Origin of the sequence: Corallococcus sp. Z5C101001 (assembly GCF_007352635.1) — a bacterium.
GTDB classification, from domain to species: Bacteria; Myxococcota; Myxococcia; order Myxococcales; family Myxococcaceae; genus Corallococcus; species Corallococcus silvisoli.
Genome location: NZ_VKLU01000008.1, coordinates 291248 through 314794, shown reverse-complemented (window position 1 = coordinate 314794; position 23547 = coordinate 291248). Strand labels below are relative to the sequence as shown.

19 protein-coding genes are annotated in these 23547 nt (G+C 72.3%); 7 read left to right on the top strand and 12 right to left on the bottom strand.

Features of this window, described 5'->3' with window-relative positions:
- Positions 1–104 precede the first annotated feature (104 nt).
- Positions 105–365, bottom strand: a complete 261-nt coding sequence (locus FOF48_RS19225; protein WP_143903742.1) for a hypothetical protein — start codon at positions 363–365, stop codon at positions 105–107.
- Between the two features lie 186 nt (positions 366–551).
- Between FOF48_RS19225 and FOF48_RS19220 the strand changes: the two genes are divergently transcribed.
- A complete protein-coding gene (locus FOF48_RS19220) occupies positions 552–1238 on the top strand; it encodes a response regulator (protein WP_143903740.1) in 687 nt (228 codons plus the stop codon).
- A 15-nt stretch (positions 1239–1253) separates the two neighbouring features.
- On the opposite strand, the gene FOF48_RS19215 is transcribed toward FOF48_RS19220, so the two are convergent.
- From FOF48_RS19215 to FOF48_RS19200, 4 genes are all read right to left on the bottom strand, one after another.
- Positions 1254–4280, bottom strand: a complete 3027-nt coding sequence (locus FOF48_RS19215) for a bpX6 domain-containing protein (protein ID WP_143903738.1) — start codon at positions 4278–4280, stop codon at positions 1254–1256.
- Positions 4277–6091 carry an LpqB family beta-propeller domain-containing protein gene (locus tag FOF48_RS19210; protein WP_143903736.1) on the bottom strand — a complete coding sequence of 605 codons (1815 nt, stop codon included), beginning with the start codon at positions 6089–6091 and terminating at the stop codon, positions 4277–4279. Before FOF48_RS19210 ends, FOF48_RS19215 begins: the two co-directional genes overlap by 4 nt.
- The gene (locus FOF48_RS19205) at positions 6088–6552 is read right to left on the bottom strand and encodes a hypothetical protein (RefSeq protein ID WP_143903734.1); all 465 of its coding nucleotides are present in this window, start codon (positions 6550–6552) and stop codon (positions 6088–6090) included. The genes FOF48_RS19210 and FOF48_RS19205 overlap by 4 nt, the downstream gene beginning before the upstream one ends.
- A gap of 166 nt (positions 6553–6718) precedes the next feature.
- Entirely contained in the window at positions 6719–7876 is a 1158-nt protein-coding gene (locus tag FOF48_RS19200) for an AAA family ATPase (protein ID WP_143903732.1), read from the bottom strand.
- 45 nt (positions 7877–7921) lie between these two features.
- Between FOF48_RS19200 and FOF48_RS19195 the strand changes: the two genes are divergently transcribed.
- The 3 genes from FOF48_RS19195 (at position 7922) to FOF48_RS19185 (ending at position 10050) form a co-directional block, all read left to right on the top strand.
- Entirely contained in the window at positions 7922–8542 is a 621-nt protein-coding gene (locus FOF48_RS19195; RefSeq protein ID WP_143903730.1) for a hypothetical protein, read from the top strand.
- Between the two features lie 20 nt (positions 8543–8562).
- A complete protein-coding gene (locus FOF48_RS19190) occupies positions 8563–9273 on the top strand; it encodes a YqiA/YcfP family alpha/beta fold hydrolase (protein ID WP_143903728.1) in 711 nt (236 codons plus the stop codon).
- Between the two features lie 63 nt (positions 9274–9336).
- A complete protein-coding gene (locus FOF48_RS19185; RefSeq protein WP_143903726.1) occupies positions 9337–10050 on the top strand; it encodes an esterase family protein in 714 nt (237 codons plus the stop codon).
- 78 nt (positions 10051–10128) lie between these two features.
- On the opposite strand, the gene FOF48_RS19180 is transcribed toward FOF48_RS19185, so the two are convergent.
- The 5 genes from FOF48_RS19180 to FOF48_RS19160 form a co-directional block, all read right to left on the bottom strand.
- On the bottom strand, positions 10129–10794 hold the full coding sequence (locus tag FOF48_RS19180; protein ID WP_186001976.1) for a LysM peptidoglycan-binding domain-containing protein: 666 nt from the start codon (positions 10792–10794) through the stop codon (positions 10129–10131).
- Between the two features lie 108 nt (positions 10795–10902).
- On the bottom strand, positions 10903–12306 hold the full coding sequence (locus FOF48_RS19175) for an MATE family efflux transporter (RefSeq protein WP_143903722.1): 1404 nt from the start codon (positions 12304–12306) through the stop codon (positions 10903–10905).
- An 86-nt stretch (positions 12307–12392) separates the two neighbouring features.
- Entirely contained in the window at positions 12393–14525 is a 2133-nt protein-coding gene (locus tag FOF48_RS19170; protein ID WP_143903720.1) for a beta-propeller domain-containing protein, read from the bottom strand.
- Positions 14526–14651: 126 nt separating this feature from the next.
- Positions 14652–15824 (bottom strand): TIGR02266 family protein, encoded by a 1173-nt coding sequence (locus tag FOF48_RS19165; RefSeq protein WP_143903718.1) that lies wholly within the window; start codon positions 15822–15824, stop codon positions 14652–14654.
- 92 nt (positions 15825–15916) lie between these two features.
- The gene (locus FOF48_RS19160) at positions 15917–17743 is read right to left on the bottom strand and encodes an Hsp70 family protein (RefSeq protein ID WP_143903716.1); all 1827 of its coding nucleotides are present in this window, start codon (positions 17741–17743) and stop codon (positions 15917–15919) included.
- A gap of 233 nt (positions 17744–17976) precedes the next feature.
- Here FOF48_RS19160 and atpH point away from each other — a divergent pair, with 233 nt between their 5' ends.
- The 3 genes from atpH (at position 17977) to atpA (ending at position 21918) form a co-directional block, all read left to right on the top strand.
- Positions 17977–18519, top strand: a complete 543-nt coding sequence (gene atpH, locus FOF48_RS19155; protein WP_143903714.1) for an ATP synthase F1 subunit delta — start codon at positions 17977–17979, stop codon at positions 18517–18519.
- Between the two features lie 147 nt (positions 18520–18666).
- Positions 18667–20151 (top strand): ATP-binding protein, encoded by a 1485-nt coding sequence (locus FOF48_RS19150; protein ID WP_143903712.1) that lies wholly within the window; start codon positions 18667–18669, stop codon positions 20149–20151.
- Positions 20152–20370: 219 nt separating this feature from the next.
- Entirely contained in the window at positions 20371–21918 is a 1548-nt protein-coding gene (gene atpA, locus FOF48_RS19145) for a F0F1 ATP synthase subunit alpha (RefSeq protein ID WP_143903710.1), read from the top strand.
- Between the two features lie 95 nt (positions 21919–22013).
- On the opposite strand, the gene FOF48_RS19140 is transcribed toward atpA, so the two are convergent.
- On the bottom strand, positions 22014–22505 hold the full coding sequence (locus FOF48_RS19140; protein WP_143903708.1) for a hypothetical protein: 492 nt from the start codon (positions 22503–22505) through the stop codon (positions 22014–22016).
- A 46-nt stretch (positions 22506–22551) separates the two neighbouring features.
- Positions 22552–23400 (bottom strand): HAD family hydrolase, encoded by an 849-nt coding sequence (locus FOF48_RS19135; RefSeq protein WP_143903706.1) that lies wholly within the window; start codon positions 23398–23400, stop codon positions 22552–22554.
- Positions 23401–23547 lie beyond the last annotated feature (147 nt).

The window sequence follows — 23547 nt, the reverse complement described above, 5'->3', positions numbered from 1 at the left end:
CTCGCGGTGGGAGGAGGTCCGGCAAGACGCCCGCGCCGGCCGCGGAGGTCTCCACCGACTTAGGCGCCCCCCTCTCATGCGACAAGGACCGCGTGGCGGAGGCGTCAGGAGGAAGTCGAACGGACCAGCCCCAACCGCCGCAGCGTCGTCAACCGCAGGAGCCCCTCCGTGGGCTCCAGCCGGTAGCGCACCTGGAAGCCACTCGCGAGCACCACCGCCCCCTCCCGCCCCGGCCGAGGCACCGGGATGGACGGCATCCGCCCGACCAGCGCGCCCAGCTCCTCCTGAAGCCGCTCGCGCACCGCGGACGGACACGCCGTGAGCATGCACACCACTTGCGGCTCCAACTGGAAGCGGTAGGCCATGACCTCCGCAAGGGTGTGCACTTGCAGCGTCCCTGCAAGATGACAGCTTCACGGTGTCCAAGCTGTCGTGCGCTGAGCGCCTGGGGGGAACAGTCCCCGACCCGCACTGTCTGACAGGTGACGGTGGGGCTCCCGTCAGACCCAGGTCTGCTACAAGAATCCAAGGAAAAGAGTCGAATCCACGGAATGGCTTTGGGGATCCACCACCTGCTGCTCGTCGAGGACGACCGGACGTGGCGGGACGGCGTGGGTCGCGCCGCGAGCGAAGCGGGCTTCGTGGTGTCGCACGTGTCCGACGGCGCGGAGGCGTTGGACTGGCTGCGTCATCGCCCGAGGGCACAGCATCCGGACCTCATCCTGTTGGACCTGGTCCTGCCGCGGCTGGATGGCTGGGAGCTGTACAGCCAGCTGCGCACGGACACGCGGCTGAGGCACCTGTCGGTGATGATGGTGTCGTCGGCGAGTGGCCCGCCGGACGTGCCGCTGCGCGGGGTGGTGGGCTTCCTGCGCAAGCCGCCGCGGCCGGAGGCGCTGGTGGAGGAGCTGTCCGCGCGGCTGCGTGAGCTGCCCAGCCGCGAGCCGGAGCCGCCGCGCATGCCGTACGCGCTGCGCCTGCCGGACGACTCGCTCTACAGCCTGCATGCGCTGCCAGCCCCCGTGCGCCACTCCGTGCGCGTGCACCTGCTGCGGGCCGCGGAGCTGGCGGCGACGGAGCTGCCGCTGGCCTCGTCGTGGCTGATGGCGCTGCACAGCGAGCAGCCCTCGCTGCTGGTGACGGTGGAGGGGGTGCGGGTGGTGCTGGAGGTGGACGACGCCGCGTGCGCGCTCACGGCGAGCATCGTCATCGTGCCCAGCCATCTGCGCTGCGCCTGAAGCGGCGCTCGCGCTTCACACCACCGGCACGCGGTGGACCTCTCCCGAGTGCAGGTCCAGCCACACCACGCGGCCGAACCGGTCGTGGACGAGGCACCAGTCGTCGGTGAGCCGCACGACCTGCGGTGGGGCGCCGGAGAACAGGAACGTCGCGCGAGGGTGCCCCGCGAGGTCGGTGAGGTGCGCCTGCTGGACTTCGCCGGAGACGCAGCGGGTCACGCTCCAGGAGCGCCCCAGCACCACGCCCACGCGCCGCGGATCGCGCCACGGCAGCTCGCGCAGGCGCCGCGAGGAGAAGGGGAGCAGGAAGGGCCAGGGCGCGGGCTCCTCGCCTTCGGGCCGCGCGCTGCGCCCCGCGAGCACCTCTCCATCCGCCGTGAGCGAGTGGACGTCCGGCGTCCAGGTGAGGTCCGGCACGTCCGCGCGCTGGCGCAAGGTGGGGCCGCCCTCCAGCTCATAGGTCCAGCGCTCCAGGCGTTGGAAGTCCTGGTCCGAGGCCAGGTGCAGGACGAGGAAGGACAGGTGCTTCGCGTCGACGCCCAGCGACAGCACCGCGCCGCCGGGCTCCGCCACGCGCCAGAGGGCGCGCGGCTCCATCGCCAGCGTGTCCACCATCCGCACGGTGTCGCGCACGGCGGTGAACCACCGGTCCCCGTCGTACGTGGTGGCCCACGCGTCCAGCTCCGTGTCGCACCAGCGCGAGGCGCGGCGCTCCACCAGGTCCAGCCGCGACAGGCGCCACAGGTCGCCCCGGCGCGCCAGCGCGAGGGCCCGGTGCCCCTGGGTGGAGATGACCAGCGCGAACGCCGGCACGTCGAACCACGCCAGCGTGCGTCCGTCCGCGCCCACCAGCCGCGCGCCCGCCTCGCCGAGCGCGAGCAGCACGCGCCGCCCCGGCAGCACCACCGCGTCGTGCACGGCGTGGGCGCCCGCGTCGTTCGCGTCCATCACCACCTGCACGGAGGGCACATCCCGGGACTCGGCCCACGGCTTCGCGTGCACGGCCTTCGGCGCCGGGAGGTCCGTGTAGAGCGCGGCCACGCCAGGAGTGCTCAGGGAGCGCAGCTGGTGGATCAGCGCGTTCAACGGCAGCGGGACCTCCATGAACGCGTCGCGCATCAGCGCGCGGAGGGTGGGCACGAGGAGGGTGGCCCGAGCATCGGAGGGGTCGTCCCGCAGCAGCTCCGTGGCGAAGGTCAGCCGCTCCGGGGCGCGCTCCGGGGCGTCGTCCGACAGCAGGGCCTCCACATCCGCCCGCGCGGCGCCGAAGCCGTCCTCGAACCCGAGCGCCAGCCGCGCCAGGAGCTTCGCGCCGCTCACGCCACCGGCCTGGATGCCCCGGTCCACCCAGGCGCGCGCCAGGGAGCGCGCGCCGGGGACCCGCCAGATGGCATCGACCGCGCGCGCCCAATCTCCGGCCTCCGCGAGGGACTCCGCCCACAGGCGCCGCAGCGCCTGGGCCTCGGGGGGATGGGTCTTCTCCAGGCGCAGCACCGCGTCCGCGAACGCGCCCGAGCGCCGGGCGATGGCCACCGCGCGCGCCTCGTCCTTCGCGAGGAACCATTGGCGCACCACCAGGCTCGCGGGAAGGTTGCGGCCCTCGGCGAGCTCGGCGGCGAGCACCAGGCGGCCGTGCTGTTCCAGGAACGACACGGCCTCCTCCGCCGCGTCCAGCAGCTCCGCCAGGACGAAGGCGGCCTCATCGATGCGGCCCGCGCGAACCAGCAGGCGGAAGGTCTCGCGGTAGCGCTCGCGCAGCGCCTCGAACACCTCGGGGCCGCCGCCGAACACCTGCGCGGCGCCGCCACGACCGCGAGGGCGGATGCGCAGCTCCTGACGCGGCCCGGGGATGCCGAGCGCCAGCTTCGCCCGCGCGTCCATGTCCTTGCCCAGGGGAACCGCGTGGCGCAGGGCCTCGTCGAGGTTGCCCTGCTCGAAGAGTTCGAAGAGGCGGCGCAGGTAGTCGCCCTTGCGCTGGCCCACCAGCTGCCCCAGCGGGGTGTGCTGGAGCATCCACTTCTTCAGCCGTTCGAGCGCGCCGGGCCCCCGCGACTCGGAAGGGCGTGGAGGCCCCGGGTCATGCGAGGTGCTGGCGCCAGCGGCGTCAGGCCGTCCCCCCAGCAGCCGCGAGAGCCAACCCGCCGGTGCGCCCGCTGAACCGAAGAGCCATCGCCACGGACCCGGGCGGGATGCGCGCTGGGTGAGCGCCCCAGGAGTGCTGGCCTCCGGGACGTGAGCCTTCGAGGCGCTTGCACCCGCGAAGAGCGCACCCCACCACCGGCTCAGCAGGCCCGCGCGCCGCGAGGTCGCCACGCCCTCCCGCGAGCCCGTGTGTCTCGCGCGGAAGGCCTGTCGCAGTCGTGCGAGCAGCCCTCCTCGACGTGCGGACGACTCCTCGCGCAGCGCGACCGGCGTCGCTCCGCCCGGCTTCCTGGAGAAAGCCCGCTTCAGCTTCACCAGGAAGCCCTCTGGCACCACGGGAAGCTCCAGCCCCGTCATGCGCGCCAGCATGCGCTGGGCTTCGGGCGCGAGCGCGGGCACCTTCGGTCCGAACCACGCTCGCGTGGGTGGCGGCAGGGGCTGCAACACATCCTGCATGTCCGGAGGGGGCGCCCCCAGGCCCTTCACCCGCACGCGACGCCACGCCGACACGTCCAGCCACGCGCCTGGATCCACCGGTCGCAACGCGCCTGGCGTGTGCAGCGTCGCGACCCCCTCGTGCACCAGCACGACGGAGCCGGGCGGCGGCGACAGCCGTTCGCGCTCCTTCGGCGTCAGCGGCGCGCTGGTCAGCACGCCGGCCTCCATCACCAGGGGCAGGCCCGGCGCGTGCTCCACCGCGACCTTGCACGGCGCCGCCAGCCTGAGCAGGTGGCCTCCCGCCAGCGCCCACACGGTGGCCCCGGGCATCCAGGCCGCCAGCACGCGGCGGCGGACCTCGGGCTCCCCCAACGTCCCGGGATGGAACCAGAAGGCCATCGCCACCACCGTCCCCCGGTGCACGTGCGCACGGGGACGCAAGGCCGCGGACGAAGCACTCATGACGCCGCCGCCGGGAAGGCCCGGTAGAGCACGGTCTTCTCCATCAGGTCCCACAACACGAACTCGCCGGCGTCCGTCAGCCAGCCGAACACCGGCTGCCCGTGGCTCGCCGCCGCCTGCACGACGGGGGCACTGGCCACCGCGAGCGCCTGGGGCGACTGTCGCGAGAAGAATCGGAAGGTGCGTTGATCCGGATCCAGCGCGACCAGCCCGGGAGGAGCCGGCGCGGGAGGCTGCACCACGCCCACCACGCGATACGCCTCCGGCATGAGGATGACGGACACCCCCGTGTCCAGGAACAGCCGCCAGTCCAGGTCCTGGTCGCGCACCGCGAGCAGCCCCGCGTCTGGATGCGCGGAGGATGGGGAGTAACCAAAGAAGGCCTCCCCCCGGCGGGCATTGAGCGGAGTGAGCCGGGCCGGCTCCTCGCCCAGCATCTTGAGCCGCGAGATGACCGCCTGCCCCGGCTCGCCACCCTCGGGAGGAAGGACGCAGACCAGGCGCGAATGCACCTCCGCCATCGCGGAGGACTGCTCCTCCTCCACGAACAGCGCCGACGTCCCCTCCTCCTTGGGACGCGCCAGGGAGAACAGCCGTCCCCTGCCGTCCCTCAACCAGAGGTGTTCCTGGCCGCGAGGATCCACCCAGCTCATCAGCGGCAACGGCAGCGCGCCCGGCGGAGGATCCGGCCGCTGGGAATCATCCAGCGCCTGGTAGCGCGCCTTGCGGAAGCCCTCCGGCGTGCGCACCAGCCCGTGCATCACATACTCGTGCTGATGGCGCGCCAGGACGAGCAGCCCCCCCGAGGAACGCCAGCCAGCGGCCACGACCCGCTGTCCGCTGGGGACCTGGACGCGCCGGGGCTTGGGCACGGTGGCGCGCGGTGAGTGAGGCACGGCCATGCCCTCGACGCCGCCATCCGCGGAGAACAGCAGCACGCGCCGTCCGTCCCCGGAGAAGGAGAAGCCGATGATGCGCCGGTCGACCTTGCGAAGGTACGCCGGCGGTGAGCGGTGGCCGGGGCCGAAGGGGTTGCGCAGCAGGCGCAGGCAGTCATCCGGCGGCGGCAGCTCCAGCACCACCGAGCGAGGAGCGCGGGCCGAAGGCCGCACGTCCACCGCGAGCCGATGCGCGCCGGGCTCCATCGGCTCGACGACCTCCACGCGGGACAGGCCCTCCGCGCCCTCCAGCCGCGCGAGGCGCGGTGCGCCCACGAGCCACGCGTCGCCGGGTGCGTGCCGCAGCTCCAGGGCCTCGCGCCACGCGGACAGGTGGCGCGCGGACGCGGGCTCCGGCGAGCGGGCCCCCAGCCACGCGAGGAGCGAATGGACCTCCAGGCCCGTCCAGGTGGCGCGCGCGGGGTCGGACTGGAGCGCGCCCCAGGTGAAGGCGGCCCCCACGGCCTCCGCCCGGCGCGCGAGCACGATGAGCAACACCAGGTGCGCGATGCGGGGGAGCCCCAGTTGATCCGGCCCCACGTCCAGCAGCACCACGGTGCGCCGGGCGCCCTGGGGCGCACGGAAGGCGGGCTTGAGGAACGCCAGCTCTCCGAACGCCGCGCGCCGCACCAGCTCCTCGGGCGCCTCCAGTGCCCAGAGCCATTCGCTGACGAGCAGCCGCTCGAAGGGCCCGCGGCGGGAGAGTCCGTCATAGCCCTGGGGCTCACCGCCCTCGGCCTCGCCGCGAGGCCGCAACGTCCCGAGCGCCGCCGACAACCGCGCCACGTACGGGCCCAGGTGCAGCGCGAGGTCCTCCGGGAAGAGGGAGAGCTGGGCCGCCCAGGGACGCAACGCGGGGGGCAGCGCGGTCACGGCGCGGACTCCCCGCCATCCCACGAGGCCAACCAGCCCGCCAGCGAGGCCCGCACGACGGGCTGAGCCACACCCACGGGGATGAGCAGGCCGGACGCAGGCAGCACCGCGAGCGGCGCATCCCCCTGCCCCGCGAGCAACGCGCGCTCCAACAGCGACACCGCCACGTCCGGCTCCAGCGCGCAAGGCAACAGGAGCGCGGGGGCCAACGGATCCCGTCCCAGGTACACCGAGCCATCGACCCAGGGCAGCGACGCGGAGGCCCCCAGGAGCACGAGCACGCCCGGCCCCGAGACGCCGCTCCACGCCGCCAGCGTGGCGGCCTCCGCGCGCGAAGCACGCTGTCCCAACGCACGCGCCACCGGGCCCACACCGGCCACGGCGACAGGCTCCAGGGGCAGCACACGAGGGCGCCAGCGCACGGGCCGATCCGCGACGACAGGCTCCAGTGCGGGCCTCATGACTCCCTGCCTCCGCGCATCCCGCACCGGGAGGAACCGCCATGACGCCCGTGGCTCACCCGGTCACTCTAGAACGCCTCCCACGACGGACGAAGGGGGCGGCGCGCCCGACAGGGGGCTTGACGCACGCCGCGAAGCCGCACGTCCTCACGCCGCGCGGCATGCCTCAAGCCACGCACCTCCCCGCGCCACTCAGCAACGCGGCCACCTCACCACGCAGCGCGCGCAGGGCCTCCGGCAGCGCTTCCGGCGCGAAGCCCGCGTCCATCTCGCGCGCCACGCCCTCCAGCTTGAGCCGCCATGCGGCCACCGCGTCCTCATCCGCGTCCTGAGGCCGCGAATCCAGCAACGCCTGCCCCGCCTGCGCGATGCGCTGAGCCCGCGCGAGCGGCCCCGCGCTCGCCTCCAGCGCCGCGGCCGGCAGCGCCGCGTTCTCCGACCCGGCGAGCACGTCTCGCAGCACGTCCCGCGCCAGCGCCTGCGCTTCCTTCGTGGGCACCGCATAGACGAGCGGCCACAGGTCCGCGACGCCCGGCGTCGTCCGCCCCGCCAGCACCGCCGCCGCCGCCACCAGCCGCTGCACCTTCACCGCGCGCCGGTCCGACAGGCCAATGCCCGCGGACCGCAGCGCCCGCAGCGCCTGCGCCAGGTGTGGCCGCACCGGCTCCAGGGCCGCGCATCGAGCGGCGTTCGCCAGCACGTCCAGCGCCTCCAGCGACGCCACGCGCGGCACCGCGTCCGTCCACAGCGACGCGCCCCCCGCGAGCAGCTCCTCCAGTCGGGGATCCGGGACCGGCTCCACGAAGATGCGCGCGAGGAAGCGGTCCGCGAACGCGGCCAGCGCGTCGTCCTCCGGCAGCGCGTTGGACGCGCCCACGCACACCCGCAGCGGACACTGCATGCGCGTGTGCCCGCGCCGGAACGTGCGCTCGTTGAGCAGCCCCAGCAGCGTGTTGAGGATGGCGGTGGAGCCCAGGAACACTTCGTCCAGGAAGGCCACCTCCGCCTCCGGGAGCATGCCCGCCGTCTCCGTCTCCACCACGCCCTCGCGCAGCCTGCGCAGGTCCACCGGCCCGAAGATTTCGGACGGCTCCGTGAAGCGCCCCAGCAGGTATTCGAAGTAGGAGCCGCCCAGGCCGCGCGCCGTCCTGCGCACCGCCTCGCTCTTCGCGGTGCCCGGCGGCCCGACGACGAGCAGGTGTTCGCCCGCCACCGCCGACAGCGCCACCAGCTCCACCATCGCCTCGCGCTCCACCAGCCCCCGCCCCGCGTCGGTGAGGGCGTCGCGGACCGTGGCCGCCGCGACTTCGAAAGTAACGGACATGGCGCCAAGCCTAGCCGCGCGCCCGGTCCGGCATACAGTGGCGCCATGGAAACGAAGTGGACGTGGCTGGCATTGGTGGGCGTGCTGGGGGCGGGGCCAGCGGTCGCGGACGGGTGGCACGGCTATGTCTCCCTGGGCGCGGGCATCACCCTGGATCACTTCAGCGACTGGCGCGCCAAGGGCCCCGCCCTCCAGGCCTGGCTGGGCGTGGAGACGCCGCCCGGCCTGTCCCTGGGCGCGGTCTTCGAAACGACCCAGACCTGGGGCCGCCAGTTCGCCGAGGCCCAGGACCCGTCCCAGATGAGCCGGGTGCAGCTGGACTACACGGCGGTGGGGCTGGAGGCCCGCCTGCGCTTTTTGGGCGACAAGCCGGTGACGCCGTGGATCGGCGCCCGGCTGGCGAAGAGCTGGTCCCAGCCCTTCACCCCCAACAGCCTGGGCCAGCTGCGCCGCGAGGACTTCGACGTCACCAGCATGGCCTTCCGCGTGGGCCTGGACGGATGGATCAGCGACCGGTGGGGCGTGTCCATCGCCACCGCCCTCCAGTTCTGCGACGTGAAGTTCACGAAGGACGCGGACGACACCAGCGCCAGCGCCGGGGTCAGCGTCAGCATGTGCGCCAAGCCGCTGCAGAGCATCGTCGCCGGACCCGTACTGCGCTTCTAGCGCGGCTACAGTGCGCGCCCATGAACGCGCCGCCCCCCACCTCCGCTCCCCGCTGGCTGTACCTGCATGGCTTCGCCTCCGGCCCCGCCTCCGCCAAGGGCGTCTGGCTGGACGCGCACTGGGCCAAGCAAGGCATCCCCCTCCAGCGGCTGAACCTGCGAGTGCCGTCCCTGGAGCACCTGGGCCTGCACGCGATGCTGGACACCGTGCGGGATGCGCTGGGCGGCCCCCAGGACCGCGCCGTGCTCATCGGCTCCAGCCTGGGCGGGCTCGTCGCCGCGCGCACCGCGGAGCAGGACGCGCGCGTGGGGGCGCTGGTGCTGCTGGCCCCCGCCTTCCACTTCGTGGAGCAGCTCCAGCGCCGCATGGGCCCCACCGCCTGGGCGGACTGGAAGCGCACGGGCTTCCTGGAGACGGACGACCACGCGGAGAAGCGCCGCGCGCGCGTGCACCACGGCATCGTGGAGGAGGCCCAGGCCATGGACGCGAAGCGCGGCGTCTGGCCCGACGTGCGCGTGCCCACCCTCATCGTCCACGGCCGCAAGGACGACACCTGCGACGTGCGCTACTCGCGCGAGTGGGCCCAGGGAAAGCGCCACGTGCGGCTGGTGGAGGTGGACGACGGCCATGAGCTGACCGCCTCGCTGGAGCGCATCGCGCAGGAGGCGGATGCCTTCCTCACCCCATGGCGGGGTGGAGCGGACCCCCGTCAGGTGTTCACTGCCGACTGAGCGCGCCATGCCTCCGCGCCCGGCCGCGCTCGCGGCGCGGGCGCTCCGGTTAAGGTGGCGGCCATGAACCGCGAATACCACCGCTGGCACAGCCCGCGGCTGAGCCGGGACATGGAAGTGCTGCTGTACGGGCACTCGGGTGAGCCCGTCATCCTGGTGCCCACCAGCAAGGGCCGCTTCTATCAGGCCGAGGACTTCGGCCTCATTGGCGCCATCGCGGATGGCATCTCCGCGGGCCGCTACGTCGTGGTGTGCGTGGACTCCGTGGACGAGGAGTCCTGGTACAACAAGGACGTCGCCCCGGCCGTGCGCGTGGCCCGCCATGCCCAGTGGGAGGACTACGTGGTGCAAGAGGTGGTGCCGCTCGTGCGAGGCCGCGCCAGCGGCGGGCGGCTCACGCTCGCCGGGTGCAGCCTGGGCGGCTTCCACACGTACAACGTGGGCCTGCGCCACCCGGAAGTCTTCCAGCGCCTCATCTCCCTGGGCGGCAAGTTCGAGACGGACGACTTCCTCGACGGCCACCACGACGAACAGGTGTACTTCCACACCGCGCCGCAGTGGCTGCCCGGCCTCCACGAACCCGCGCGCCTGGGCGCCCTGCGCCGCGTGGAGATGACCCTGGCCGTGGGCGAGCACGACTTCTGCCGCCCCTCCAACGAGAACCTCTCCAAGGTGCTCTGGCAGAAGGACATCCGCAACGACCTGTCCATCTGGCACGGCGGCACCCACGACTGGCCCGTGTGGCGGCAGATGATCCGCCAGTACCTGCCGGCCTGACCCCCGGACTCCGGACATGACAACGCCCCCGGACAAGGACCCCGGGGGCGTCAGCGGCTTCACCGCCCGAGGCGGGAGCTACACCGTGGGCATGAAGACCTTGAAGCCCGTGCGGCCGTTGTTCGTCGTGTTGCGCTCGATGAAGTCGCTCGCGGACGAGTGGCCGTCGCCGGTGGTGATGGCCGTGTGGCCGTAGATGCTGCCCGCGGCCGACGAGGTCCGCTCCCACGTGAGGACGAGGCCCGGAATCTTCAACGCCTCTTCCAGGGACATGTTGACCTGCTTGAACTTGTCGCGCGGCAGGTTGTTGTCGATCTGGTTGCCGTTGCCCGACACGCTGATGCCCAGGGCGTTGCGGAGGGCCCGGCTCACGCCCGTGGCGCACAGGCCCTGGCTGTTGTAGCCGCCCATGCCCATCGCCGCCGCGCGGCCCGCCTGCGCCAGCCGGCGCATCGCCGCGGACGCGTTGCTGGGGCCAGCGCCCGTCGGGCCACCCACGTCCGCGCCGCCGCCCACGCCCCCCGAGCGCCCGCCGCCCGAGTGCCCGCCGCCGCGCAGCCCCTGACGCCCCCCGCCCGCATCGAAGCTGTCACGACCGGAGTGGCCGATGCGCAGCGTGCGGCCCGAGTAGATGAGGTTCGGGTTGGCGATGTTGTTGTCGCGCGCCAGCTTGGAGACGCTGGTGCCGAAACGCTGGGCAAGGGCAGAGAGGGTGTCGCCAGGGCGGATGCGGTAGTTGGACATGTGGGCTCCTGCGCCAATTCTCGGAGCATCCAGATTCAGGTTGCGAGAGATTCCCAGATTCCTAGAGTTTTTTACGCAACTGTAACCTTCCAGCCAGCCCGTCCGAACTCAGCCCTCCAGGGGCCGCAGGGTGCCCGCGCTGACGCGCAGGAAGCGCCACAGCACGGCCCCGGCCACGGTGATGAGGCCCGCGCACAGGCCCCACCAGATGCCCAGCACGCCCATGCCCAGGTGGAAGCCCAGGAGCAGGGTCAGGGGCAGGCCCACGGCGTAGTGGCCCACGATGTTGGCCACGAAGGTGAAGCGCGTCTGCCCGGCGCCGCGCAGCACGCCCGCGCCCACGCCCTGCACGCCGTCGAACACCTGGAAGATGGCGCTGACCATCAAGAGCGGCAGCAGCAGGGGCAGCACCTCCGGCGGCGCGCCCGCCAGCTTCGCCAGGCCGTGGGGGAAGAGCGCGAACACCAGCCCCCCCATCGACATGACCACCGCGCCGGTGGCGAAGGCCATCAGCCCGCTGCGGCGGGCCTGCGGCGTGTCGTGCGCGCCCACCGCCCAGCCCACCCGCACGCTGCCCGCGTTGCCGATGCCCAGCGCCATCGTGAACGTGAGGCTGGCGAAGGAGAGGGCGATTTGATGCGCGCTCACGCTCACCGGCCCCAGCCGCGCGGCCAGCACGCCCGCGAGCGCGAAGACGCCCACCTCCGCCCCGATGTGCAGGCCAATGGGCAGCCCCACCCGGAACGCCCGCAGCTGATCCGCCAGCACCGGCTTGAGTGACGACGTGCCGGGGACGGGAATCCCTCGCACCGCCAGCGCCACGATGAGCACCTCCAGCGCCGTGCACAGCAGCGTGGACAGCGCCGCGCCCGCCGCGCCCATCGCCGGCACGCGCGTGAGCGGCCCCGCCCACTCCGGCAGGGACGCGCCGCCGAAGACGAACAGCGGCACCAGCATCACGTTGACCACGTTGGCCAGCGCCGCGGACACCACCAGCGGCCGGGGCATCCCGATGGCCTGGAGGTACGCGCGCGCCGTGAGGAAGATGAGCATCAGCGGCAGGCTGGGCGCCCGGAAGTGCAGGAAGGCGCGCACCTGGACGATCTGCTCCTCCGCTACGCCCACCCACGGCAGGCCCGAAGGCACCGTGATGAGCACCGCCCACAGCACCACTCCCACCAGCGCGGACAGCCACACCCCCTGCCAGAGCACGTCGCGCGCGCGGCGCGGACTGCCCGCGCCAATGGCCTGGGACACCAGCGGATCCACGCCCATCATCAGCCCCATGCCGAAGCTGCTGACGGCGAAGAACAGGGCGTGGCTGAGGCCCACCGCCGCCAGGGCCGACGTGCCGGCCCGTCCGACGATGAAGGTGTCCGTCACGCTCATCAGCGACTGGCCCGCCTGCGCGATGCACAGGGGCACCGCCAGCGCGAGCAGGGCGCGGAGCTCCCCCCGCTTGCCACCGGACGGGGGGGACGACAGGGAAGGCTCGGCGGCTTCGGGCGGCATGGCGGGGCCTATAGCCTCTTCGGGAGGGGAATGCGCTGCCGCAAGCGACGCGCCTCCCCTCCCTGCCTGACCGCCTGCCCTTTGCGTCAGGGGGTGGCGGGGAGGAACGGCACGGTGACCAGCGGCGTCTGGAGGCTGTCCACCTTGGCCACGCGCACGCCCGAGTCGCTGATGGCGTAGACGTAATCATCCGCCATCACGCTGCGGCGCACGTCCGGCGCGTAGTACCAGCTCCACGTCGGCATCCCCGAACGCTTGTACATGTCCGCCATGGACACCGCGCCCACCGGGGAGATGCCCGCCTCCAGGTCCACGCGGAACACGCGCAGCTCCGTGCGGAAGTTCCTCCAGTAGTCCTCATAGGAGCCGTAATACGGCGTGTAGTCCGTGAAGGGGATGGCCACCAGCCCCTTGGCCGCGAAGTAGTTGAAGGCCTTGTGCTCGTAGACGGCCTCGCTCCAGCCGTAGGCGGTGCCCACCAGCTGCGTGGCGGTCTCCTTCGGGTTCGCCAGGTCGCTGACGTCGAAGAGCGACAGCTTCAGCGCGCTCGTCCCGCAGCAGCCGCCATCCGCGTCCCGGTGGACGCCCATGGTCAGCAGGTGGTGGTCGCCCACCGGGTGCATGTACGTGGAGAAGCCGGGCACCTTCAGTTCGCCCACCTTGCGCGGGTGCGCCGGGTCGCTCAGGTCGAAGGTGAAGAGCGGATCAATCTGGAGGAACGTGACCACGTAGCCACGCGGGCCCACGAAGCGCGCGCTGAAGATGCGCTCGCCGTCGGCCAGGTTCTCACTGCGGCCCAGCTCCGCCAGGTGCCCGTTCCGCACGCCCAGCGTCGTCACGCGGCTGGTCGTGGTGGTGCGGCCCCACCACCAGTCCTCGTGCTCCGGCTCCGGCACGCGGGTGGTCACCGTGGTGGCCAGGCGCAGCACGCCCTCGTACTCGTCCAGGGCGAACTGGTTGACGGGGGTGCCCTCCACCGTACCGGAGCCCACGTACACCGCGCGGCCCGGCTGGCGGATGTCGAACTTGTGCAGGTAGGTGAAGTCCTTCTGCCCCGGCACCGGCCACCACCAGTAATGCGAGTGCGCCAGGTAGAGCGAGTCCTTCGACGCGTACACCGTGCCCGGCTCCGCCACCAGGCTGGTGCGCCCCGGCGCCGCCGCCCGGGCATCCAGGTCCAGGGACGCCACCGTCACGAAGCCCAGCGCGGACGGGGCGTTGCTCCGGTAGAAGTCACCGCAGGACACCGGCACCGCCGTCGTCACGCCCGCCGCGTCCACGTGCTTGCCCTCGGGCAGCCACTGCGCCAGCGTGCTCGCGCGGATCCGCTGCTCGTTGCTGGCGATGAGGGCGTCGATGGCCTTCTCCAGCTTCTTCGTGTCCTTGTAGAGGTCCTCCGAATAGTCCACCCAGAACTTCACGCCCTCCGGCCAGCGGAACGCATCCGACAGCACCAGCCGCACGGAGCTGTCCACGCGGCGCGCCTGCGTGAAGGCGCCGGGCATGTAGAGCTGATCCACCACCGTGGGGTGGGCCACGTCCGACACGTCCACCGTCGTCACCTTGGTGCTGTCGGCGTTGTAGAAGCCACAGCCGAAGGCGGTGCAGGCGATGTCTGGCATTGGCACCATGGTCCCGCCAGCGGAGCCCTTGGCCGGGATGCCCGGCAGTCCCAGGGCCACCTGCGAGACGATGACCAGCCGGTCGTGCTCGTCCAGCAGCATCTCCCGGGGCCAGCCTTCAATCTCCAGCGACGCCGCCAGCGTCAGCTGCTCCGCGGGCCACGAGCGGTGCGCGTACAGCCGGTTGCCCGACAGCACGAAGATGCGCGTGCCGTCGTTCTGCACGAAGTCCGACTCGTGCACGCCCTCCACCTGGTTGTTGGTGCCGGTGGAGTCCTTCGGGCCCGAGTTGGTCGTGGAGCCGCCCGCCGTCTCGGGGCCGTCCGCCGACATGGGCGGCGGGCCGCCGAAGTCCACGCCCCGGTTGCGGCCGAAGCGCTCCCAATAGCCAGGCTTCTGCTGCTCCAGGCTCGCGCGCATCTGCTTGGACGCGGTGTCCTCGATGTACTGCTCCAGCTTCGCGCAGTCGTTGAAGCTCTCCAGCTTCAGCGATTGCTGCACGGGCTCGTTGCCCAGCCCGTCCGGGGTGCCGTCCCCGCCACTGCATCCCACCGCCAGGAGCGTGAGCCCCACGCTTCCGAAATGACTCCAGCGCATGCGCGATTCCTCCCTCTCAAGCTTTGCGGAGCGCAGCGCTTTGCGACACGCATGCCAGCAGGGAATCCCCCAGGGGCCGCCTGGGATTGCGGGGGTTTGGGGCGCGCGCCCAGGCCCGGGATGCTCTCAGAAACCTGAGGCGCGCGCCGGGCCCGCGGCGGGAAAACCGAGGGTCTGCGGCACGAAGCGCACGAAGCGCTGCTGAAGCTGCGCGTCCATGCCCTCCAGCCGGAGGCCCATGCCCGTCTGCGAGCGGAAGGCGCTGCCCAGCCCGGGCGGGTTGCACCACGCCACCACCGCCTGCGCCTCGCAGGGCGTGCGATGGCCGGCCATCACCAGCCGCAGCGACAGCCGCGAACCCTCGCGCGCGGGCGTCAACGTGCGCACGAAGAGGCCCTGGGGGCTGGCGTCATGGCTGAAGCCGCTGAGCGCGGGCCCGCCCTGCGCGGAGAACTCCACCACGGTGAAGAAGGGCACCCGCTCCGCGGCCCGCAGGGGCACGGTGCCCGGCGACAGGCGCGCCATCACCTGCCCCAGCAGCTCGTCCGCGCCCAGCTGCCGCTTCTGGAGGAGCGGCGCGCCGCTCAGCTCCCGCGCCCGCGCCAGCACGTCGGGCGCCTCCTCCACCCGCGACATCAGGACCAGCGGCTTGCGCGGGAACTGCTCCCGCAGGCGCTCGGCCAGGGACAGGGCCTCGCGCGGCAGCCGCGACACGTCCACCACGAAGCCATCCAGCTTGTCGCCGTGGGCCACCGCCTGCGCGCCCGCGTCGTCCAGGTCCTTGGCGTAGAGCACGTGCAGCCCCTCGTGCTCCAACGCGCCGCCCAGGAAGGTGTGCAGGAACCGGCCGCCCTCCACCAGCAGCACGCCCTTGCCCCGCGGCGGGCCCGTCCAGGCGCGCTCGCGCGACAGCCGCACCGCCGCCACCTTCGCCGCCAGCGCGTCCTGGCTCACCGGCTTGGGCAGGAAGTCGTCCGCGCCCGCACGGCCACAGTGCATCACCTCATGCGGTTCGTCCGCCGCGGTGAACATCACCACCGGCACGTTGCGCCCGGCCGCGTGCGCCTTCACCGCCCGGCACGCCTCGTCCCCCTGGAGCTTCTCCAGGTGCAGGTCCATCAGGATGAGCGCGGGCACCCGCTTCCCCAGCTCCCCCAGGCACGCATCCGCCCCCTCCAACCCCACGACGTCGCAGCCCATGCGCGACAGGTGCAGCCGCATCACGTCCCGCGCCGTCCGCGAGTCGTCCACCACGAAGACCAGATCTCTCGGGCGGAGAGAATTACCGGGGTTCGTCATGACTCCCGGAGATAAGCGGACTCCGGGAAAGGCACCACGGACCCGGAGAGACAACGTGCTCTGGTGGACGGCTCTCGTGGTGGCATGGGAGGTCAGCCGCGCGGTTCGGCGCGTCCGGACAGCAGTTTCGTGAGCTGGCGGGCAATGAGGGCGCACTGGGCGGCGTCTCCCGCCGCGAGCGCGTCCTTGCCTCCCACCAGCAGCTGCTGCACGGTGCCCACGGCCGACTCGGTCTCCGGGCTGGGGTTCTCCCTCGCGCTCTTCTGGAGCAGGCGGGCGAGCTTCTCCCCGCGCACCAGGAGCTTGCGGAAGGTCTCCTCCGCCTTGCGCGCGTCCACCACGCCCTGGGCCTGGGCGTAGTGGGATTGCTCCTGGCCCAGCTTCTCCGCCTCGCCCTGCGGGAGGGTGGCGCGGGCCTCCAGGCGCACCAGCTCCATGTTGCCGGAGGTCAGGTCGGTGGCCTTCACGGAGAGGGTGCCCTCGCCGGACAGCTCGAAGACGACCTCCAGGGGCGTCTCCCCGCGCGCGGCGACGTGCAGGTTCTTGAGCACCACCTCGCCCAGCTTGTGGTTCTCGTCCTGGAACTCGCTCTCCCCCTGGTACACGGGGATGCGCGCCTCGGACTGGCCGGAGGTGCCCGGGAAGAAGATGTCGCGCGCCACCACCGGCACGCCCGTGTTCTTGGCGATGAGCCGCTTCACCCGGCCCCCCATCACGCCCACGCCCAGGCTCTGGCTGGCCACGTCCAGGAGCAGCGCCTGCCCCGCCTGCCGGATGAGCTCGTCCGCCTGCACCGCGGCGCCCAGCGCCACCGCCTCGTCCGGGTGCACGTCCGTGGAGGGCGCGCGGCCGAAGAAGTCCGCCACCAGCCGGCGCACCATGGGGACGCGGGTCATCCCGCCCACCAGCAGCACCACGTCCACGGAGCGCGGATCCATCCGCGCCTCGGCCATCACGTTCTTGCAGACGTCCAGGCAGCGCCGCGACAGCGGCTCCGACAGCGTCTCGAAGAAGCTGCGCGTGAGGGCGGTGTTGATTTCGGTGAAGCGCTTGCCGCCCGCCGAGTGGTCGCCCAGGCCGGCGACGGAGATGGTGGCCTCCTCCGCCTCGGTGAGCTCGCGCTTGGCCGCCTCCGCCGCGACCTTCAGCCGCCGCAGCGACTGCGCGTCCTTGGAGACCGCGTCCTGGAAGGAGTCCTCCACCTGCGCCAGCAGCCACTGCACGATGCGCTGGTCGAAGTCCTCGCCGCCCAGCGCGTGGTCGCCGCCCGTGGCCTTCACCTCGAAGACGCCCGCCTTCACGTCCAGGATGGACACGTCGAAGGTGCCGCCGCCCAGGTCGAACACCAGCGCGCTGCCCTCGAAGCCCCGGGACAGGCCGTACGCCAGCGCCGCCGCGGTGGGCTCGTTGACCAGCCGCACCACCTCCAGCCCCGCGATGGCCGCCGCCTCGCGCGTGGCCTGGCGCTGGTTGTCGTCGAAGTTCGCCGGGACGGTGATGACGCACTTGCGCACGTCGCGCCCGAAGTGCGCCTGCGCGTCCAGGCGCAGTTCACCCAGGATGAAGGCGGACACCTGCGTGGTGGGCAGCACCCGCCCGGACAGCTTCACGCGCACGTCCCCCGTGGGGCCGGCCACCAGCGGGTACGGCACCACCGCCTTCGCCTGCTGCACCAGCTCCGGCGTGTAGCGACGCCCCAGGAAGCGCTTGGTGGCCCACACCACCGCGTCCGGGTGCTGCTCCGCCAGGACCTGGGCCGGCTGCCCCACCAGGCGGTCCCCCGCCCGGGTGAGGCCCACCACCGAGGGCGTGAGGCGCCCACCCGCGCGCGAGGGGATGAGCCGCGGACGTCCGTCTTCCACGGTCGCCACGACGCTATTGGTGGTGCCCAGGTCGATGCCGATGACAGGTTCTTGCATGGCGAGGGTGGAGCGCACGCTACGGGCACGGGCCCATTCCGCCAAGTCCTCATGCTCCCAGGGCGTCGGCTGGCGGGCGCTGGCCCGCGCGGATGGGGACAGGGGCTGGCCCGCCCCAGTGGGGGACAGGGATGCCTCCCCACCCCCGCCAGTCGGCCCGGCTCCCACGGACGGACCGCGCGAAGCCGGCATGATTGCCGTGGGGGACGCCCCATGCTAAGGGCGCCACCGTCATGGTGAACGTCTCCATCGCCCGCCGCTACGCCCGCGCCATCCTCGACGTCGCAGCGGAAGGCAACCGCACCGACGTGGTCGCCGAGCAGCTCAACGCCTTCGCCGACGTCGTCGGTAAGAGCCCCGAGCTTTCGGACGTGCTGCTCAACCCCGCCTACAGCCGCGCCCAGCGCAGCCGCGTGGTGGAGGCCGTCCTCCAGTCGCTGCCCGTCACCGCGGAGCCCGCGCTGGCCAACGCGCTGCGCCTGCTGGTGGACCGCAACCGCCTGGGCTACCTGCCCGACATCGCCCGGCTCTACCGCGACATGGCGGATGCCCGCGCGGGCCGCGTCCGGGGTCAGGTCACCAGCGCCGTCCCGCTCACGCCCGACGCTGTCACCCGCCTCCAGCAGTCCCTCCAGCAGCTCACCCAGCGCAACGTCGTGCTGGAGACCCGCGTGGACCCGGCCCTCCTCGGCGGAGTGTCCGCCCAGGTCGGCGGCACCCTCTACGACGGCACCCTGCGCACCCAGCTGGAAGAGATGCGCCGCCAGCTGAAGTAGCCGGCTGTCACTCCCGGTACGGCCCACGTCCCGGGTTGGCGGGGTTGCCCCGTAGTCCTAGTCAAACCTGTATTTCCCGTCGGCTCCGGGAATGGGTATACTTCTCACTAACGCGGACAAGCCCGCGTTTTTCGAGACGACCCGCCCATGCCGCAGCCTGTGTTCCAACGGCTTCCCGGAGCCCTTCCGACCCCGGGGGTTCCCGAGGAGACCCTGCCCTTCCTGGGCGCGTTGCTCAACGCGCCGGGTTGGGGGGTGGCGCTGCTGGACGTGGACTCCCGCTTCCTGTGGATGAACGACCTGCTGGCGTCGCTGTGCGGCCGGCCGGCGCCGCTGTGCGTGGGGCGCTTCCTGGCGGAGGCGTGGCCGGGGCTGGCGCCGCCGCTGTCGCCGCTGCTCGCGCGGGCGCAGTCCGGCGAGCGGGTGGCGGAGGAGCTGGTGTCGGGCCGCTTCGGCGAGGTGGGCACGCTGCGCCACCTCACGGTGAGCGCGCTGCCGGCGTCTTTAGGGGCGGGCGTGCTGCTGCTGCTGCGCGACAACTCCTCGCGCCTTCGCGAGGAGGCGGCGCTGCGCGCGAGCGAGGAGCACATGCGCTCCATCGTGGAGATCTCCTGTGACGGGTACTTCTTCCACGACCGCGGGCAGTTCCTGGAGATAAGCCCCGGCCTGGGGCGCCTCCTGGGCTACTACGAGACGGCGGAGATGATCGGCCGGAACATCCTGGAGTGGGTGGCGCCGGAGTTCCGCGCCCCCGCCCGCGACGTGATGGACCGCGGCGTGGAGGCCCCGTACGAGCTGGCGGTCCTCCACCGCGACGGGCGCCGCATCCCGGTGGAGGTGATGGGCCGTCCGGCCACCTATCAGGGCCGCGCGGTCCGGCTGGGCGCGGTGTGGGACGTGAGCATCCGCAAGGCCTCCGAGGAGCGCCTGACGCGCATGGAGCACTTCCGCGAGCAGTTCCTGGACGCGGCGGGCGACGGCTTCAAGGCCCCGCTCCAGCGGCTCCACTTCGACGTGCTCGCCCTCCAGCACGCCCCGGCGATTCCGGAGTCCTTGACGGAGCAGGTGGGGCGGGTGGGCCAGGGCGTGCGGCGGGTGGAGCGGTTGATCCGCCAGCTGCTGGACTTCACCCGCGCCCGGCTGTCCGGCGGGCTGCCCGTGCAGGCCACCTCCGTCCACCTGGGACAGCTGGCGGAGCGCGTGGTGGCGGACCGGCGTCAGGCCCACCCGGGCCGCGACCTGCGGCTCGTCACCGGCGGCGACCTCCAGGGCACCTGGGACGCGGAGCGGCTCACCCAGCTGATGGATTCGCTCGTGGGCAACGCCCTGCACCACGGGCCGGTGACGTCATCCGTGGTGCTCCAACTTCAGGGCCGGTGGGATGGCATCACGGTCCAGGTGCATGACCCGGACTGCCGGGTGCCGCCGGAGTACCAGGGCACCCTCTTCGAGCCCTTCAAGCACCGCGCGGTCTGCGCCGCGGACGACGGCCTGGGCCTGTCGCTCTTCATCGTCCGGCAGATCGCCCTGGCGCACGGCGGGCGCATCTCCGTGGAGTCGGGGGCGGCGGACGGCACCCGCTTCATCGTGTGGCTGCCCAGGACGGACTGCCCGGTGGCGTCCGGCTCCTGAGCCGCCGGACGGGCGGGCCCCGGAGGGCGTCCTCCCAGGGGGCGCGGAGCACCGGCTTACGTCCGCGATAACGGGCGGCCCGGGGTGGGAAAAGGCCCCGGCGCGTGGTGCGTTGCGATGGGGCCGGTGGGCGTGATAGGGGGCCACCCGGTACATCAAGATTCGTGGCGGCCCTCCCCGTTTCCCAGGCCGCCCCCTCCGCAAGGACGCTAGACGCCCATGGAAATCCGCGCCGACGAGATCAGCAGAATCATCCGGGAGCAGATCAAGGACTACGGCAAGAAGGTCACCGTCGCCGAGACCGGCACCGTGCTGTCCGTGGGCGACGGTATCGCCCGCGTGTACGGCCTGGAAGGCGCGCTGGCCGGCGAGCTGGTGGAGTTCGCCAACGGCGTGCAGGGCCTGGTCCTCAACCTGGAAGAGGACAACGTCGGCGTCGCCATCATGGGTGAGTTCAAGGACATCCGCGAGGGTGACACCGTGAAGCGCACCGGGCAGATCGCCTCCGTGCCGGTGGGCAAGGGCCTGCTGGGCCGCGTGGTGAACGCGCTGGGCCAGCCGGTGGACGGCAAGGGCCCCATCGAGGCCACCGAGCACCGCCGCCTGGAGGTGAAGGCGCCCGGCATCGTGAAGCGCAAGTCCGTGCACGAGCCCCTGCAGACGGGCATCAAGGCGCTGGACGCGCTGGTGCCGGTGGGCCGCGGGCAGCGCGAGCTCATCATCGGTGACCGCCAGACGGGCAAGACGGCCGTCGCGGTGGACGCCATCATCAACCAGAAGGGCCTGGGCGTTTACTGCATCTACGTCGCCATCGGGCAGAAGCAGTCCACCGTCGCGCAGGTGGTGGAGAAGCTGAACCGCTACGGCGCCATGGAGTACACGACGGTGGTCGCGGCGAACGCGTCCGACCCGGCGCCCATGCAGTACTTCGCCCCGTACGCGGGCGTCGCCATCGGCGAGTACTTCCGCGACAACAAGATGCACGGCCTCATCGTGTACGACGACCTCTCCAAGCAGGCCGTGGCGTACCGCCAGCTGTCGCTGCTGCTGCGCCGCCCGCCGGGCCGCGAGGCGTACCCGGGCGACGTGTTCTACATCCACAGCCGCCTGCTGGAGCGCGCCGCCAAGCTGTCCGACGAGGAGGGCGCGGGCTCCCTCACGGCGCTCCCCATCATCGAGACGCAGGCGGGTGACGTGTCCGCCTACATCCCGACGAACGTCATCTCCATCACCGACGGGCAGATCTTCCTGGAGACGGACCTGTTCTTCTCCGGCGTCCGCCCGGCCATCAACGTGGGCCTCTCCGTGTCGCGCGTGGGTTCCGCGGCGCAGATCAAGGCCATGAAGCAGGTCGCGGGCTCCATGAAGCTGGAGCTGGCGCAGTACCGCGAGCTGGCGGCGTTCGCCCAGTTCGGCTCCGACCTGGACAAGGCCACGCAGGAGACGCTGGCGCGCGGCGCCCGCATGGTGGAGCTGCTCAAGCAGGGCCAGTACGAGCCCCTGTCCGTCGAGCGTCAGGTCATCCAGATCTACGCGGCGACGAACAAGGACGACGCCGGCAAGCGCGGGTGGATCCGCCAGGTGCCGGTGGGTGACGTGGTCCGCTGGATGAAGGAGATGCTGGAGTTCGTGGACAGCAAGTACCCGAACATCGTCCTGGACCTGGTCGCCAAGCGCGAGCTGACCGCCGACATCAAGGCGAACATCAACAAGGCGCTCACCGAGTTCAACGAGCTGTTCCAGGCGACCCCGGGCGCCAAGGTCTAGCCCTCCGTCGATTCGCGCCCCACGCGCGGTGCAGTGCGAGCAGCCCCGCTCTCCCCTTCACCCGGGAGGCGGGGCTTTTCGTTGCCCGGGAAGGCTCAGGGCGCCGGGGCCGCGTCCACCGTGCGCTTTTGCGTCCCGGTGAGCTCGTCCGTCAGCCCGTTGAGCATCACCGGCACCGGGACGGTGCCCGGGGGCAGCGGCTCCTCCACGGGCGCCGGAGCCGCCTCCGCCCGGGGCTTGTCCAGGAACACCAGCAGCCGCGCGCGGTACTCGCGCAGGGGGCGACTGCCGCTGAGCTTGCGCTCCGACGGGTGCCCCAGGATGACGCCGTCCGCTTTCGCGTCGCAGACGGACCTGGCGAGCAGCGCCTTGCGCCCGTCCATGCTCATCCACTCGTTCGTCGTCAGCGGCACCTCGCCAATGACCTCGAACGGGCGCGTGGGCTCCCGCGCCTCGTAGAACGCGAAGTCACAGTCCGCCGGAGGCGAGGACTCGGCCCTCCGCTCCGGCGTCCCGGCACAACCTCCCAGGGCTCCCAGCCCCAGGAGCACGCAGCACCCCAGCCTCGCGCTTCGCGGCATCCGCATACCCCCTGTTCCAGATGGAAGCCTCACGCCTCCCGGGCCGCGCGCCTCAGCGCAGCCGGGGCAGGATGGCGCGCAGGCTCTTGTCCGCGCCACCGCGCGCGCCCAGGCGCTCCACCGCGACGCGCTCGTAGGGCATCACGTTGGCGCGCTCCACCAGCTGCACGTGCGCGCCCAGCGCGGCGGGCATCGCCAGGTCCAGTTCGAAGATGTCGCCCGCGACCAGCGTGGACTCCGGGCCCGTGTGCGTGGCGTCCCAGATGCGCTTGAGCGCGGAGAAGTAGCGCCCGCGCCGCAGGTACACTGGGCGCCCCAGCACGCCATCCAGGTGCAGCGCTTCCGGGAGCGCGTCGAAGCGCGCGTCCTGGGGCTGCGTGTCCTCCAGCTGGAACTTGCGCGCGTCGCCGAACACCTTCAGCCGCTCGCGGCCCTTCGGCGCCAGCTGCGTGAGCTTCGCCTCCACCAGCTCCGTGTGGGCGTTCGTCACCACCGACACCGGCAGGCCCGTGGCGAGCAGCGCCTCCAGCACCTCCTTCGCCTCCGCCTTGAAGGCCGTCGCCGAGTGCTGGTACGCGTCCCGGTAGAGCGTCTGCACCGTGTCCGTGCGCGCCGCCTCGTCCTGGCCCCCGCCGAAGCGCTGGAGCAGCCGGTGCGCGGTGCAGGTGGCCGTCAGGTAGGGGTCCGCCGTGGCCGGCGCGACGATGCGCCCCCCGACTTCCCAGCCGTACCGGTCCACGCCGTCATGCAGCGCGGCGACTTCCTCGTCCCACGCGGCCGTCGCGTCCTGCCCCAGCACCCGGTACAGCGCCTGCTGGAAGTGCTTCAGGAAGGGCGCACCCTCCGCCAGCACGTCCGTGAAGGTCCCATCGAAATCCAGCACCACGCACGAAATCGCCATCCACCTGTCCTTGAGGCCTTGAACGAAAGCCTCGAATGACGCCCCGTTGGCCGCTGCGAATCAAGCCCCTCCCCTGCTTCTGGACGCAGGGATGTGCCAACTCCCGGAAAGCCGGATCCCCCCCGGGTCGGGTGGTCCAGGGCCTCC

Bases quoted from the DNA above. Each gene is read 5' to 3' on its own strand.
- FOF48_RS19140 (WP_143903708.1), bottom strand. From the start codon at position 22,505: ATGCGGATGCCGCGAAGCGCGAGGCTGGGGTGCTGCGTGCTCCTGGGG.
- FOF48_RS19165 (WP_143903718.1), bottom strand. From the start codon at position 15,824: ATGACGAACCCCGGTAATTCTCTCCGCCCGAGAGATCTGGTCTTCGTG.
- FOF48_RS19175 (WP_143903722.1), bottom strand. From the start codon at position 12,306: ATGCCGCCCGAAGCCGCCGAGCCTTCCCTGTCGTCCCCCCCGTCCGGT.
- FOF48_RS19185 (WP_143903726.1), top strand. From the start codon at position 9,337: ATGAACCGCGAATACCACCGCTGGCACAGCCCGCGGCTGAGCCGGGAC.
- FOF48_RS19135 (WP_143903706.1), bottom strand. From the start codon at position 23,400: ATGGCGATTTCGTGCGTGGTGCTGGATTTCGATGGGACCTTCACGGAC.
- FOF48_RS19150 (WP_143903712.1), top strand. From the start codon at position 18,667: ATGCCGCAGCCTGTGTTCCAACGGCTTCCCGGAGCCCTTCCGACCCCG.
- FOF48_RS19170 (WP_143903720.1), bottom strand. From the start codon at position 14,525: ATGCGCTGGAGTCATTTCGGAAGCGTGGGGCTCACGCTCCTGGCGGTG.
- FOF48_RS19215 (WP_143903738.1), bottom strand. From the start codon at position 4,280: ATGAGTGCTTCGTCCGCGGCCTTGCGTCCCCGTGCGCACGTGCACCGG.
- FOF48_RS19180 (WP_186001976.1), bottom strand. From the start codon at position 10,794: ATGTCCAACTACCGCATCCGCCCTGGCGACACCCTCTCTGCCCTTGCC.
- FOF48_RS19200 (WP_143903732.1), bottom strand. From the start codon at position 7,876: ATGTCCGTTACTTTCGAAGTCGCGGCGGCCACGGTCCGCGACGCCCTC.
- FOF48_RS19220 (WP_143903740.1), top strand. From the start codon at position 552: ATGGCTTTGGGGATCCACCACCTGCTGCTCGTCGAGGACGACCGGACG.
- atpH (WP_143903714.1), top strand. From the start codon at position 17,977: ATGGTGAACGTCTCCATCGCCCGCCGCTACGCCCGCGCCATCCTCGAC.
- FOF48_RS19190 (WP_143903728.1), top strand. From the start codon at position 8,563: ATGAACGCGCCGCCCCCCACCTCCGCTCCCCGCTGGCTGTACCTGCAT.
- FOF48_RS19160 (WP_143903716.1), bottom strand. From the start codon at position 17,743: ATGCAAGAACCTGTCATCGGCATCGACCTGGGCACCACCAATAGCGTC.
- FOF48_RS19225 (WP_143903742.1), bottom strand. From the start codon at position 365: ATGGCCTACCGCTTCCAGTTGGAGCCGCAAGTGGTGTGCATGCTCACG.
- FOF48_RS19195 (WP_143903730.1), top strand. From the start codon at position 7,922: ATGGAAACGAAGTGGACGTGGCTGGCATTGGTGGGCGTGCTGGGGGCG.
- FOF48_RS19205 (WP_143903734.1), bottom strand. From the start codon at position 6,552: ATGAGGCCCGCACTGGAGCCTGTCGTCGCGGATCGGCCCGTGCGCTGG.
- atpA (WP_143903710.1), top strand. From the start codon at position 20,371: ATGGAAATCCGCGCCGACGAGATCAGCAGAATCATCCGGGAGCAGATC.